This window comes from Microbulbifer agarilyticus S89 (genome assembly GCF_000220505.1).
Taxonomy (GTDB): Bacteria; Pseudomonadota; Gammaproteobacteria; order Pseudomonadales; family Cellvibrionaceae; genus Microbulbifer; species Microbulbifer agarilyticus_B.
In genome coordinates this window covers 86969-100974 of record NZ_AFPJ01000028.1, presented here as the reverse complement: position 1 = coordinate 100974, position 14006 = coordinate 86969, and the positions used below count along the sequence as shown (strand labels likewise).

The 14006-nt window shown below is 57.5% G+C and carries 10 protein-coding genes; 7 read left to right on the top strand and 3 right to left on the bottom strand.

Annotated features, from left to right (window positions below; translation table 11 throughout):
• Positions 1–338: 338 nt before the first annotated feature.
• Together AS89_RS0108085 and AS89_RS0108080 are read left to right on the top strand one after the other, a co-directional pair.
• Positions 339–2921, top strand: coding sequence for a plasma-membrane proton-efflux P-type ATPase (locus AS89_RS0108085; RefSeq protein ID WP_100169307.1), 2583 nt, complete (start codon positions 339–341; stop codon positions 2919–2921).
• Entirely contained in the window at positions 2908–3819 is a 912-nt protein-coding gene (locus AS89_RS0108080) for a polyphosphate kinase 2 family protein (protein WP_010132007.1), read from the top strand. The genes AS89_RS0108085 and AS89_RS0108080 overlap by 14 nt, the downstream gene beginning before the upstream one ends.
• A gap of 51 nt (positions 3820–3870) precedes the next feature.
• Here the strand turns inward: AS89_RS0108080 and AS89_RS0108075 are convergent, their stop codons facing one another.
• A complete protein-coding gene (locus tag AS89_RS0108075; protein WP_010132006.1) occupies positions 3871–5550 on the bottom strand; it encodes an NAD-dependent malic enzyme in 1680 nt (559 codons plus the stop codon).
• 228 nt (positions 5551–5778) lie between these two features.
• Between AS89_RS0108075 and AS89_RS0108070 the strand changes: the two genes are divergently transcribed.
• On the top strand, positions 5779–6168 hold the full coding sequence (locus tag AS89_RS0108070; RefSeq protein ID WP_010132005.1) for an acyl-CoA thioesterase: 390 nt from the start codon (positions 5779–5781) through the stop codon (positions 6166–6168).
• 30 nt (positions 6169–6198) lie between these two features.
• Here AS89_RS0108070 and AS89_RS0108065 read toward each other — a convergent pair whose 3' ends face one another.
• The gene (locus AS89_RS0108065) at positions 6199–7332 is read right to left on the bottom strand and encodes a GGDEF domain-containing protein (RefSeq protein WP_010132004.1); all 1134 of its coding nucleotides are present in this window, start codon (positions 7330–7332) and stop codon (positions 6199–6201) included.
• 81 nt (positions 7333–7413) lie between these two features.
• On the opposite strand from AS89_RS0108065, the gene AS89_RS0108060 reads away from it, so the two are divergent.
• The 4 genes from AS89_RS0108060 (at position 7414) to AS89_RS0108045 (ending at position 11841) form a co-directional block, all read left to right on the top strand.
• Positions 7414–7947, top strand: coding sequence for a macro domain-containing protein (locus AS89_RS0108060; RefSeq protein ID WP_010132003.1), 534 nt, complete (start codon positions 7414–7416; stop codon positions 7945–7947).
• A 285-nt stretch (positions 7948–8232) separates the two neighbouring features.
• Positions 8233–9009: an outer membrane beta-barrel protein gene (locus AS89_RS0108055; protein ID WP_010132002.1), complete on the top strand. Its 777-nt coding sequence runs from the start codon at positions 8233–8235 to the stop codon at positions 9007–9009.
• Between the two features lie 128 nt (positions 9010–9137).
• On the top strand, positions 9138–9698 hold the full coding sequence (locus AS89_RS0108050) for a glutathione S-transferase (protein ID WP_010132001.1): 561 nt from the start codon (positions 9138–9140) through the stop codon (positions 9696–9698).
• A 256-nt stretch (positions 9699–9954) separates the two neighbouring features.
• Positions 9955–11841, top strand: coding sequence for a C39 family peptidase (locus AS89_RS0108045; RefSeq protein ID WP_010131999.1), 1887 nt, complete (start codon positions 9955–9957; stop codon positions 11839–11841).
• A gap of 63 nt (positions 11842–11904) precedes the next feature.
• On the opposite strand, the gene typA is transcribed toward AS89_RS0108045, so the two are convergent.
• Entirely contained in the window at positions 11905–13713 is a 1809-nt protein-coding gene (typA, locus tag AS89_RS0108040) for a translational GTPase TypA (RefSeq protein ID WP_010131997.1), read from the bottom strand.
• Positions 13714–14006 lie beyond the last annotated feature (293 nt).

Here is a 14006-nt window from a genome sequence, read left to right as displayed (position 1 = left end):
GTGTGCTCAAACAAAAATGCCCGGGCCAGACCCGGGCATTTTTTTGCCGGCAAAAAAATTTGCCAACCCAGTAATCCAACCTCGGTTTTACCGCGTAGAAATCCTCGAGACAAAGCACAGACCCCCTTTGCAGTCTTTTGTCTCTCCCTCCTAGGGTGCTCATCCCCTTGAGCGCCTGCGAGTTGCCCCATTTGTGCCGCCTTCACCAAGGCGGCATTTTTTCTTCCCGTCCCATTCCTCCTGTTCACCGTCAGGCGGCAAAACCAACCCCAGCTGCTAGATTAAACATATGGCGCCGTGAAAGCGGCTGCCCGCATTTATGGTGATCTGGGGAAACCTTGGCTACTTCGACATCGCCCGGTGACGGGAAGCCGACAACAGCACGATCGGGAGCCTCTGCCACGCCCGGCCAGGTTGACCTGGAAAAGGCAGACTTGCCGAGTGTGTTTGCGGCGCTGGCGACTTCCTCCGCTGGGCTCAGTGGTGCGGACGCCAAGTCACGCCTGCAGCAATTTGGTCCTAACGCCATTAGTGAAAAAGAAGAAAGTGCCTGGCGTCGCTTCCTGCATTATTTCTGGGGCCCGATCCCGTGGATGATTGAAGCCGCCGCCTTGCTGTCGGCGCTTATCGGGCACTGGGCCGACTTCGCGATTATTACCCTGCTACTGCTGTACAACGCGATTGCCGGCTTCTGGCAGGAGCGCAAGGCTTCGCGCGCGCTTGCCGTGCTGAAAGCCGGCATGGCGCCCAAGGCGGAAGTACTGCGCGATGGTGACTATCGGGCCGTGGATGCCGCGGATTTAGTTCCTGGGGATATCGTGCGCGTGCACCTGGGCCAGATAGTGCCCGCGGATGTACGCTTTATTGATGGCGCGTTCATCAGTATCGATCAGGCCGCGCTTACCGGCGAGTCACTGCCGGTGGATAAGAAGGTCGGCGACATCGGTTACTCGGGGAGTATCGCCAAGCGCGGTGCCATGAGTGCCGTGGTCATCGGTACCGGTAGTAACACCTTCTTCGGGCGCACTGCCACGCTGGTAGCCAGTGCCGGCAAAGGCATGTCGCATTCGCAGCGCGCCATGACCCAGATCGGCGATTTCCTTATTTTTTTCTGTCTGTTGCTGGCGCTGGTCCTGGTGGGCTACGAGCTGTACCACGATATCGTGGTGGCGAAGGACTGGCACTGGTCCAGCGCGGTCGATATTTTGCGCCTGGTATTGGTACTGCTGATCGCGTCGATTCCCGTGGCCATGCCATCGGTGGTTACCGTCACCAATGCACTGGGTGCGCTGGCGTTGTCGCGCAAGAAAGCCATTGTGTCGCGTCTCGAATCGATCGAGGAACTTGCGGGCGTGGATATGCTGTGTACCGACAAAACCGGCACCCTCACCAAAAATCAGCTCACCCTACACGAACCAAAACTGTTTGACGCAGAGGATGCTGACACCCTGATCGTCGGTGCCGCGCTGGCCTCGGAAGAGGGTTCCAGCGACCCCATTGATTGTGCCATCACCGCCGGTGTGAAGGACCCTTCCGCACTGAATCAATATACCCGCGGCGACTTTACCCCCTTTGACCCGGTCACCAAGTACACGCTCGCCAAAGTAACTGACGCTGACGGCAATGCGCTGTGCTTCGCCAAAGGTGCGCCCCAGGCCATCGCCAAATTGTGTGCGCTGGAGGGCGAGGCGGCGAAAAAAGTTGCGCAGAGCGTGGCGGATCTGGCCGACCATGGCTTGCGCGCGCTCGCCGTTTCCAGGTCAGCAAATGACGGCGATCACTGGTCGTTTCTCGGCATCCTGTCACTGGAGGATCCGCCCCGTGACGACTCCCGCGAAACGATTGCCCGGGCGCGGCAGCATGGGCTCGCAGTAAAAATGATTACCGGCGACGACGTGGCCATCGGCAAGGAAATCGCGCAGCAGGTGGGTATCGGCACCAATATCCTGAATGCTGCGGATGTATTTCCCAAGGACTTGAACCCCGATCACCTGCCACAGAAAAGCATTGAATGTGTGGAACAGGTCGATGGCTTTGGCCGCGTGTTTCCCGAGCACAAATACGCGATTGTGAAAGCACTGCAGGGCCAGCACCACCAGGTGGCAATGACCGGTGATGGAGTCAACGACGCCCCGGCACTCAAGCAGGCCGATTGCGGTATTGCCGTGAGTGGTGCCACCGACGCCGCACGTGCGGCGGCAGCGATCATTCTCACTGCACCGGGCCTGTCCACGGTAGTGGATGCCATTGATGAGGCGCGGCGAATTTTCGTGCGTATCCTCAACTACATGCTGTTTCGCGTGGCCATGACGTTGGACATCATGGCCGTGGTGGTGATCGCCACAGTGTTTTTTGGGTTTTCCCCACTGACACCGGTGATGATCGTGCTGATCGCGCTGCTGGATGATGTGCCCATCATGACCATTGCCTATGACAACACTCGCGAACCGGCGCGCCCGGTGCACTGGCAAATGCATCGTCTGCTGTTTGGTGCCGGCGTGCTGGGCTTGTTTGCGATTGCGCAAACGGTCGGGCTTTTATTGATTGGTATGGAGTGGCTCGGCAATAAAGAGTGGCAGTCATGGATCGCGCTCAGCAAGGAACAGCTGCAAACCGTGGTCTTTCTACAGATCGTCGCCGGCGGTCACCTGCTGCTGTTTGTGGTGCGTGCGCGTCATGCCTTTTATGCCAAGCCCTGGCCGGCACAGCCGCTGGTGATCGCCATCCTTGGCACCCAGGTACTCGCGGTGCTGATGTGTGGCTTTGGCTGGCTGGTGCCAAAAATACCCTGGGCGATTATCGGTTTGGTGTGGTGTTACCTACTTGCCTGGATGTTTGTACTGGATGTCGTCAAGCGCGTGCTCTATCGGCATCTCGGTGGTGTGGAAAAAAATCCGGAGACACGTAGTGAATTACTTTGACGATTTTCGGATCAAGCCCGGGAGCAAGGTACATCTCGCCAAAATCGATGCCTCGTATCACGGTGATATAAAGGATGAAGATGCGGCGGTCGCGGTAACCCAGGCGTACAAGGCCAAGCTGCGCGAGCTGCAGTATCTGATGTACGCCGAGCACAAGCGCTCACTGTTGATCTGCCTGCAGGGGCGCGATGCCGCGGGCAAGGATGGCACCATCAACCATGTACTGGGTTCGATGAACCCCCAGGGCTGTACGGTAACCGGGTTCAAGCAGCCGTCCAAGGCGGAGTCGGAGCACGATTTTTTGTGGCGCTGTCACAAGGTCACCCCGCGGCGCGGGCATGTAGCAATCTTCAATCGCTCGCACTATGAGGATGTCCTGATCCAGCGGGTACACAATATCGTGCCGAAAAAAACCTGGTCCGGCCGCTACGAGCACATCAATAATTTCGAGAAACTACTCGCCGACAATGACACCACCGTGCTCAAGTTTTACCTACATATCGATGCCGATGAGCAGCTGGAGCGATTTAAGAAACGCATCGACGATCCGGCGCGACACTGGAAGATCAGTGAAGCGGATTACTCCGAAGCGCGGTACTGGGATGACTATACCGCGGCATTTGAGGATGTACTGGAAAAATGCAGCACTGAGCAAGCGCCCTGGTTTGTTATCCCGGCCAACAAAAAGTGGTTTCGCAATCTGGCGGTATCGCAAATCGTGTTGCACGCGCTGGAGTCGCTGGACATGAAATTCCCCAAGCCCAGCGTAGACATCGACAGCATCCGCAAGAAATACCATGCGCTGAATAAAGCGGTGAGTAAAGAAGCCGGCAAGGGGGCGAAGAAAAACGGCGGGAAAAAGAAAAAAGACGGGGAAAAGAAAAAAGATGGTAAATAATACATCGTCCGGCCGCGGGCGCGGCCAGACGAAGTAATGCAGCGGGCAGCCTTAGAAGGCGACCCGACGATAGCGGCGATAGTTTGGCGACCAGAAGTTCTTCTCGATATTCTTCTCGAGCTTCTCCCTACTAATGCCCGGCGCCACACCATCTTCCTGCGCCTGCAGGCCCACCGCCATGGCAATCGCCTTGCCCACTTCACGAATATTCGACATCGCTGGCAGCAATGCACCACTGCCCTGCTTCACCACCGGCGCGTTTTCGGCCAGCGCATTGGAGGCGGCCATCAGCATATTCTCGGTAACCCGGTTGGCATTGGCCGCGATCACGCCGAGGCCGACACCCGGGAAGATATACACGTTGTTGCACTGGGCAATGGGGTATCGCTTGTCGTCGACCTCCACCGGGTCAAATGGGCTACCGGTGGCTACCATGGCTTCGCCCCGGGTCCACTCCAGTACTTCCTGGGGCGTGGCCTCGGCGCGCGAGGTGGGGTTGGACAGCGGCATTACCAGTGGGCGCTTGCAGCCCTTGTGCAGCGCCTCAATCACCGGCTGGGTGAACAGGCCGCCCTGGCCGGATACACCGATCAGGATGGTGGGCTTCACGTGTTCGATCAGGGCCTGCAGGTCCCACTCCGGCGCTTGCGGGTATTTCTCGGTGCTCTGTGCCAGCTTCTCCTGGAAGTCGTGCAGGCCTTTCATCTCATTGGTGACCAGGCCATAGCGGTCGAACATAAAGATGCGCTCGCGGGCCTTGCTCTCGCTGAGCCCGTCACCAACCATGGCAGAGACCACTTGCTCGGCAATGCCACAGCCAGCGGAACCGGCGCCTACCACCAGCACTTTCTGCTTGGACAACGCTTCATCCTTGGCCTTGCACGCGGCGAGCATAGTGCCGAGTGCTACCGAAGCAGTGCCCTGAATATCATCATTGAAGCAGCACACCTCATCGCGGTAGCGGTTGAGCAGCGGCATGGCGTTGTTCTGGGCGAAGTCTTCGAACTGAATCAGCACCTTGGGCCAGCGACGTTTTACCGCGGCGATAAATTCCTCGATAAATTCATCGTACTCCTCCTGCGAAATACGCTCGTTGCGCCAGCCCATGTACATGGGATCGTTCAGCAGGGTGCGGTTGTTGGTGCCCACATCCAGCGTGACCGGCAGCGTATAGGCCGGGCTGATACCGCCACAGGCGGTGTACAGGGACAGCTTGCCGATGGGGATACCCATGCCGCCGATACCCTGGTCGCCGAGGCCGAGGATGCGCTCGCCATCGGTGACCACGATGACCTTTACGTTTTCCTTCGTCGCGCTGCGCAGGATGTCGTCCATGTGCTTGCGGTCCGGGTAGGACACAAACAGGCCGCGGTGATTGCGGTAAATATTGGAGAACTCTTCACAGGCCGCGCCCACGGTGGGGGTATAGATGATCGGCAGCATCTCTTCGATGTGCTGTTCGATCAGGCGGAAGAACAGGGTTTCGTTGTCGTCCTGGATCGCGCGCAGGTAAATGTGGCGCTCCAGGTCGGTGCTGCACTGCTGGTACTGGTGGTAGGCGCGTCGCGCCTGCTCGCTGATGGATTCCACATTGTTGGGCAGCAGGCCCACCAGGTTGAACTCGATACGCTCCTGTAGGGTGAAGGCGCTGCCCTTGTTTAGCAGCGGCATCTCCAGCAGCGAGGGGCCGGCGTGGGGGATATACAGGGGGCGTTTGGTTTTCTGGCTCATAAATAAGTAAACAGGTAATTCGGCGACCAATATGGTGGTAAACAGTCATATGCGCGACAGCCTTTGTCATTGACGCGCAGGCAATTCTGGGGCGCATTTTACGCAGGCTTGTGTGCCCGTGTCCCACCCCGGGCCGGAGGTAAAAGCGGAATTTTTCTGAAAAGAACAATTAGAAAAGAAAGTGCGGTAGGCTCTCGCAAAACGACACAAAACTTTGCAAGGATTTTCATGTTCAGCTTTCAGATCGAACCCCGCTTCAGCGAAACCGACGCCCTCGGGCACATCAACAACACCGTGGTACCGGTGTGGTTTGAGCAGGGACGCACTCCGATCTTCGAGCTGTTCAATCCCACCCTGAACCTGCAGAAGTGGAATCTGATCCTGAAGAAGATGGATGTGGATTTTGTCGCGCAGATCTACCTGTACTCGCCGGTGGAGATCCGCACCAGCCTGAGTAACGTGGGCAATACCTCAATGACCATTCACCAGGAAGTGTGGCAGAAAGACCAGCTGGTGGCGCAGGGGGATTGTGTGATGGTGCACTTTGATTATACGCAGCAGGCCAAGGCGCCAATTCCTGCCGAGGTTAAGCAGAAATTGCTGGAGCACCTCACGTAAAGTGGGTGACTGAAACGGCGACTGCCGTCATTAGGCGCTGATGACCTGGTTGCGGCCGCGGTCTTTGGCGCGATACAGGCGAGAGTCGGCTTCCGCCAGCAGCTGGCTCTGTCCGCCCTGCCTGGCGTTGGCGCCGCCCTCGGCGACGCCGAAGCTGATGGAGATTTTCACTCCTTCCTCGTAGCGCTCACTCAGCGCCTCCACCTTGTGGCGCAGCTTTTCAGCCAGGATGCCGCCGCCTTGTACGTCGGTATTCGGCAATAGAATCAAAAACTCCTCGCCGCCCCAGCGCGCCACCACATCATCCGCGCGGGTGTTGTCCCGGAGTGTCTGCGCCACATCCCGCAGGATGCGGTCGCCAAAACAGTGTCCGTGGGTATCGTTAATGGCCTTGAAGCTGTCCAGGTCGCCAATCAGCACGGTGTAGCGACCGGCCAGCTCGCGATTGCGCCGCTCCATTTCGTCCATGGCGCGGTAGGCCTCGCGGCGATTCGCCAGCCCGGTCAGGGCATCGGTACTGGCGTGATTCTCCAGCTCCGCCGTGAGCTTATGCAGCATCTGCTGGGTCTGGTGCCGGCTGCTGTCGAGGATTGCCGTCAGCGCGGTGAGGGCGCCGAATACCGCGATGAAACGCGCGCGATGGGCGGTGTCATATTCCGCCAGCAGACCGGGGAAATCCGGATAGAACAGGATCATGCCGGTGGCGCCGCCCACGCCGGCGAGGGTTACTGTGCCCCACTTGTAGCCGTACAGGTTGATAAAGCCCGGCACCAGCATGACCGCCCACATCAACCCGGTGTTATTCACACCGCCGGACAGCAGCAGATAGAAAAACAGGACCAGCAACAGGGCGCCCACCAGCATCGGTGTCTTGCGGCTGGGGCCAGCCACATTTACCCCTACATAGGACAGCAGAATGATGCCGGCCACGGCAAACAGGGTTGCCGACAGCACCACATCGGCCGACATCAGCGCAATGACACCCATGGCACCGGTAATCGCCAAGGCAAAGATCAGCATATAGCCAGACGCCTGAATCCGGCGGCGCAACTCCAGTGCGCGTGCCTGCGCGACCGGGTCGGCGCTGTCGTTGCGCAAGATATCGTGGGTGGGTGCTGCAGTGATTCCCATGGTGTCGCCAGTACTCTGTGCGGCCGTTGCCATTGGCCGTGTATTTCACGCCGGCAAACACCGGGCGCTCAGCGGGCTATAGTAAAGGCGAATGGGACTGGCGCGGAGAGGGTCATGGGGCGGCTGCTGCTGATTTGTGAAGACGTTCTCAATCTGGAGGCCGATGCACTGGTGTGTCCTGCCCACAAGCACCTGATTCGGGGACGTGGGCTGTCCGCACAGATCTATGATCGGGCGGGGGACGACCTGGTCAGTGAGTGTTCGCAACTGCCAGAGTGCTTGGTGGGTGAGGCACGCATGAGTGGTGCGCCCAATCTTCGCGTACAGCACCTGATCCATACCGTCACCCCACAGTGGAGCAGTGGCGACCAGTGGGGTGTACAGGGTGTGGCCCAGTTGCGGGCGTGCTATGACAGTGTGCTGGCGCTGGCCAGGGCGCAGGGCCTGCACCGCGTCGTGTTTCCCGCACTCGGCGCCGGCACCAACCGGTTTCCCCACGAAATTGCCGCCCACCAGGGGCTGGCCGCCCTGCGCGCGGCCAAGGATGTGTTTGCAGAGCTTACCGTGTGTTTGCACTCACAGGAGGCACTCGCTACCTGGCGCCAGGTCGACGCGCGCTTCTACGCTAACGGCGCGAGTAAACCCTGATCAATGCACAGCACATTGGCGCCCCTCTGATCTGCCGCGGCGGAATGAATCACCAGAGGTAAAACCGCGGGCACTGCAGCTTAATAGCGCTTCTACGTCGATACGTTTTTTCAGATCATCAAGGCATCCGACAATGTGGCGAAAGCCACATTGATTCACGAATTTTCAGATTATTTCCGATAGAACCAATCCGTCACCCGAAAGGCTCCGTACTCCCAACGCGATCATCAATGATCAAGATCAAACTCGTGATCTGGATCGTCCAATAAATACCGGAGTTCTTTTATGTTCAGTAAAAATAAACTCGTTCTTGCCGTGGCAGTGAGCGCAATTTCTATCTCTGCACAGGCAGAAGATTTCTATATTGGCGGTAACGTTGGTTACAGCGATATGGACGACACTGCGACCAGCGGCAGCTTCAGCAGTGAATTCGTTACCGGGCCCGGCACCACCCTGCCGGCGGGCGTTGCGCTCCCCGCGGGCACCGATGTGGGTTGGGACACCAATATCGACAGTGGTGCCGCGTATAGCCTGACACTTGGTTACAACATGGGCCAGATGCGTTTCGAAGCGGAGTTCGCACGCTCCATGAACGATGTGGAATCCCACAGCAATGTTGCCACTGCGGGCATCGCCCTCGGCGGTGAAGATGCTGGTGTTCTGGTGACCGGCGCACCGGCTAACCTGGGTGTGAGTGTTACCGACCTGGTTGCCAATGGTCGTGGTGAATTTGACGCAAAATATCTGTTTGCCAATGTGTATTACGACTTCGACCTGGGCAGCCCCTTTAAGCCCTACATCGGTGCCGGTATTGGTAATGCCGATGTGGATGTTGAGTATCGTCCGTCTGGCGTAACAATCATTGATGACAGCGACAGCGTGTTTGCCTATCAAGTAATGGCGGGCGTTAACTTTGACGCAACCGAGCAGCTGACCGTATTCGGTGGCCTGCGCTGGCGCGAAACCGACGACATCCGCGTCAATGCGGATCTGTTCGATGCGCGTTTTGACATGGAAGTGAGCAGCTTCATTGCTGAACTCGGCACCCGCTTCAATTTCTAATTGAGGCTTGGTTGGTGACGAATAAACGGGCCGTAAGGCCCGTTTTTTATTTGCTGCGTATCGTTCTTTTCGTCATTATGCAGATTCCCGCCTCCCGGGCATGGATTTGTAACAGGAACCAGCGCGCTATGAAATTATTTGGAAGCTTCACCTCACCGTTTGTTCGCCACTGCCGAATTGCCCTGATGCAGTCGGGCCTTGACTGGGAAATGGCCGAACTGGATATCCATACCAGCAAGGATCCTGGAACCCCAACCCTGCGGGTTCCCTTTCTGGAAGATGGCGCGCTCACGCTTACCGATTCCACACCCATCGTAAAGCATGTGCGCGAGAAGGCGGGGCAGGAATTTATCACGGATGTGAAAGACCTTGATCGTTACTGCCTTGCGAACACCTTGCTGGACAGCGCGATAAATTTATTTTTATTGGAGCGCAGCGGTCTCGACCTGAACGAGAATGTATACACCCGGCGCCAGCAAAAGCGTGTCGACTTGATTTTACATGAGCTGAATTCAGCGCCGATTCCCGCGGTGGGTGCATTTGGTGATGCGGACTATCGCGTCGCAGTGGGTGTGGCCTGGGGCCAGTTCCGTAATCGCTTCTCCATTGAGGGGCACTCGAATTTGGTGCGCCTGTTGGAACTTGCTGGCGAAGATGCAGCTTTTGTCGCGACCGCTCCACCCGCATAATTGTACTAAGGCGAAGAGGCCGACCAGTAGGTTTGCCTCTTCGCAGATTTCTATTTGTTTTTTGTCGCATCGCCAGACATTTGTTCAAGTAATTTGCTCTCTGCAATCGCTCCCACCGATAGATTCTGATTTTTTTTAAAAACCCGCCCGTCATATAACACGCTAAGGAGATAGCGGTGAGCGCCATAATAATGGCTGTGCGCTCTGCGGTCCCTTGTCTTTTCCTTTTTTAAAAAAATAAATACAGGAAAAAACCATGACGCTCAGAAACGTTTTTCTGGTGGCGGCGCTACTGTTTTGCGCGAAAGGACACGCCCTGTGTCCTGAAGGCTCCACCTTCGATTCCTCGCTAGATTTTTGTGCAACAGAAACCGATGCGTTTGGCCCATTTACCAATGCTATGGTCGACAAGTGTGTTGCCTATGGCGGTGGTAGTGCGTGTACCAATACCTATACCTATCCGGTACAGGGAACCAATATTGAAGTGCTGCGCTGGTCCCGCAGTTTCACTACAAACCTGCGCGGCACCGGTAATTGCCCGGACGATACGGTGCGCTCGCCAACCTACGGCGGCCACTGTTTTGAACAGGTAAGCGGTGCGGAAAATAATGTGTACGGCAATTTCAAGGGCGAAGAGGTTGAGGCCTGCGACCGCCTGGGTGGCGGCACTGCCTGTTATACCAATCGCTGGTCGGCAAATTTCTATCTCGCGGTAAAAGATGAAATTGCCAACGCACCGGATCCGGATCCCGCGCCGCAGCTGGTGAATAAGTTCGGTGTGTGGCTGTGGTACATCGATGAGGCCGGTCTTGGTCGCACCCACACCCAGCTGGCAGATGAGCTGGCGGCGATGGGCGTAAAGCGTATTTTTATCAAGATTGCCGACGGCTCGCAGAACTGTGGCTTGTTTGCCGATGCCTGCTCAACCACCACCACCGATATTTATCGTTCTCGCGGTATTGAGCCCTGGGCCTGGTCCTACAATTATCCGGGCAATGAAAGTGCGCAGGCGGATGCACTTTATTATGCTGCCAAATACGGTTACGTCGGGTTTGTGCTGGATGTGGAAGTAGAGTTCAACAACACCACCACCGAGCTGCACAGCATCTATCAGGCAATGCTATCCGCGCGCGACGATGCAGAACGCGATGGACATTTCTCCGGCAGTTTCCCCATTGGCACCACAACCTGGGGCAACCCGATGGATCAGGGTATGAATGTGGGCATCATCGACCAGTATGTGGATTTCCATATGCCGCAGACTTACGTTGAAGTCTGGGGCCAGCCCTACATGCAGGCCGCCAAGCAGTGGATTGCTGCGGGTAATTGCGAGTACCGTGAGATGGGCGCGCAGAAGCCGATCTGGCATATCGTTTCCACCGAGTACGACGACATCACTCCGGCGCAGCTCACCGACTTCCTCGAAGCGGCGGGGCCGAATACCTCAATCTGGCGTGTACCCGGCGGCTCCGTGCCGCAGGTGGTGTGGGATGACTGGGCAGCACTCGACTGGAACATGTCCGAGTTTGATGCGACCGACTGCAACACCGGTAACAACGACCTGAATGATTACCTGGGTGATGCCAATGTGGTGGCCGATCCGGTAGATCCGCCGGCGCCGGTTGCGATTCCCTACTGGCAGCAAACCGAAAACTACTACGATCCCTACGGTACCTGCTCGATCACTTCACTGGCGATGGTCACCGACTATTTCGGCTTCACCAGCCCAGCCGCGAATGGCCGTACTCCGGATTACCTGTACGAGGAGCTCGGGGGTGTCTTGCAAACCGTGCCGGACCTGGAGTGGGGCTTTAACCAGATGGCGATCCGCGCCGGCAGCAACAAGCGTGCGGACAGTAAAACTAACGGCACTATTCAGGAACTGCGCGATGCAGTGACCTCCGGCAAGCTGGCGATTGTGCACGGCTGGTTCACCAACCCGGGCCACATTATGGTGGTAACCGATTTTGATGGTGACTACTACACCGTGAACGATCCCTTCGGGCAGTGGAACCTGCAGAAGTGGGGCAGCTACAACTCGAATGTTTCCGGAGAGGGTGTGCGCTACCCGAAAGACGCCTTTGAATACGCCATCAACGACAATGGCACCGGCGACGATCTGTGGCTGCACATTTACGAATAAATATTTGTATTGAGCCAATAAAAAACGGGGCCAGTTGGCCCCGTTTTTTGTGCGTGGAAGAAATTACTTCTTCGCGCGCTTACGCATATTTTCCTGCAGAATTTTTTTGCGTAGACGAATGTGGTTCGGAGTTACCTCACACAGTTCGTCGTCTTCGATAAACTCCAGCGCCTGCTCCAGGGTGTGGCGCACCGGCGGAGTCAGGGTCAGGGCTTCATCGGTACCCGCCGCGCGCACGTTGGTGAGCTGCTTGGCCTTGGTGGGGTTAACTACCAGGTCATTGTCGCGGGAGTGCAGGCCGACGATCTGGCCTTCATAAATTTCTTCACCGTGGCCCAGGAACAGACGGCCGCGGTCCTGCAGTGCGTACAGGGCGTAAGCCAGGGTCTTGCCTTTCACCATGGATACCAGCACGCCGTTGATGCGGCTGGTTACGTCACCTTCCTTCACCGGACCATAGTGGTCGAAAATGCTGGTCATGATGCCGGAGCCACTGGTCAGGGTCAGGAACTGGTTACGGAAACCGATCATGCCGCGCGACGGTACCACGAAGGTCAGGCGCACACGGCCCTTGCCGTCCGGCTCCATGTTCGTCAGCTCGGCCTTGCGCAGACCCAGCTCTTCCATAATGGAACCTTGGTGCTGATCTTCGACGTCGATCACTACCTGCTCGTACGGCTCCTGTACTTCACCGTCGACAATTTTCTGTACAACTTCCGGACGGGATACACCCAGCTCGAAGCCTTCGCGACGCATGGATTCGATCAGTACCGACAGGTGCAGTTCACCACGGCCGGATACCTTGAACTTGTCCGGAGAGTCGCCCTGCTCCACACGCAGTGCCACGTTGTGGATCAGTTCCTGGTCCAGGCGCTCCTTGATGTTGCGGCTGGTGACGTACTTGCCATCCTGGCCGGCAAACGGGGAGTCGTTTACCTGGAAGGTCATGCTTACGGTGGGCTCGTCCACGGTCAGCGCCGGCAGGGTTTCCGGGTGTTCCGGGTCACACAGGGTGTCGGAAATATTCAGCTCGCCCACACCGGTAATACACACGATGTCACCGGCGCTGGCCTGTTCCACTTCCACGCGCTCCAGGCCCAGGTAACCCATGACCTGCAGAACCTTGGCCTTGCGCGAGTTGCCTTCGCGGTCCAGTACCACAATCTGCTGGTTCGGCTTCAGGGTGCCGCGGGTGATGCGGCCAACACCGATCACGCCCACGTAGCTGTTGTAGTCCAGTGCGGAGATCTGCATCTGGAAGGGACCGTCCTGGTCAACCTTGGGCGGCTCAACCTTGTCGACGATCATCTGGAACAGCGGGGTCATGTCGTCCGCCATATCGGTTTCGTCGGTACCGGCGATGCCGTTCAGGGCAGAGGCGTAGATGACCGGGAAGTCCAGCTGCTCGTCGGTGGCGCCGAGGCTGTCGAACAGGTCGAATACCTGGTCCATTACCCAGTCCGGGCGCGCGCCCGGGCGGTCGATCTTGTTGATAACCACGATCGGGTTCAGGCCCTGCTCGAACGCCTTCTGGGTTACGAAGCGGGTCTGCGGCATGGGGCCGTCTACCGCGTCTACCAGCAGCAGCACCGAGTCCACCATAGACAGTACGCGCTCTACCTCACCACCGAAGTCGGCGTGCCCAGGGGTGTCCACGATGTTGATGCGGTAGTCGTTCCAGTTGATCGCGGTGTTCTTGGCGAGGATGGTAATACCGCGCTCTTTTTCCTGATCGTTGGAGTCCATCACGCGCTCGGAATCGGCGCTGCGGCGGTCGAGGGTGCCGGACTGCTGCAGCAGCTTGTCCACCAGGGTGGTCTTGCCGTGGTCAACGTGGGCGATGATCGCGATATTGCGAAGATTGTCTATCACTGGGGGCCTCTGGGCGTAATGCGTGATTGGGCGCGACCACTAGGTCGCACCAGAGAATTAGGTCAGGCGGGGGCTGGGCTGAGATGAGATACAGCGGCTATCCGGCCAAGGCGCGCGCATTATAGAGCTGAAATGTGGCAATTGGGAGTTGGACTGGTGAAAAGTTGTGCGAAAAAGTCGCTTTGTTGGCGCTAGAGCCGTCCACACGTCCCGCCGATTAAGACCTAGCCAGAGCGCCAAAAGCGATCCAATGGGCTCAAATTACGCCAGGAATGACGCTTTAAGCACAAAAA

What these genes read in the sequence shown, in the direction of transcription:
- AS89_RS0108045 (WP_010131999.1), top strand. Translation starts at nt 9,955, where the DNA reads ATGACGCTCAGAAACGTTTTTCTGGTGGCGGCGCTACTGTTTTGCGCG.
- AS89_RS0108060 (WP_010132003.1), top strand. Translation starts at nt 7,414, where the DNA reads ATGGGGCGGCTGCTGCTGATTTGTGAAGACGTTCTCAATCTGGAGGCC.
- AS89_RS0108075 (WP_010132006.1), bottom strand. Translation starts at nt 5,550, where the DNA reads ATGAGCCAGAAAACCAAACGCCCCCTGTATATCCCCCACGCCGGCCCC.
- AS89_RS0108055 (WP_010132002.1), top strand. Translation starts at nt 8,233, where the DNA reads ATGTTCAGTAAAAATAAACTCGTTCTTGCCGTGGCAGTGAGCGCAATT.
- AS89_RS0108065 (WP_010132004.1), bottom strand. Translation starts at nt 7,332, where the DNA reads ATGGCAACGGCCGCACAGAGTACTGGCGACACCATGGGAATCACTGCA.
- AS89_RS0108050 (WP_010132001.1), top strand. Translation starts at nt 9,138, where the DNA reads ATGAAATTATTTGGAAGCTTCACCTCACCGTTTGTTCGCCACTGCCGA.
- AS89_RS0108070 (WP_010132005.1), top strand. Translation starts at nt 5,779, where the DNA reads ATGTTCAGCTTTCAGATCGAACCCCGCTTCAGCGAAACCGACGCCCTC.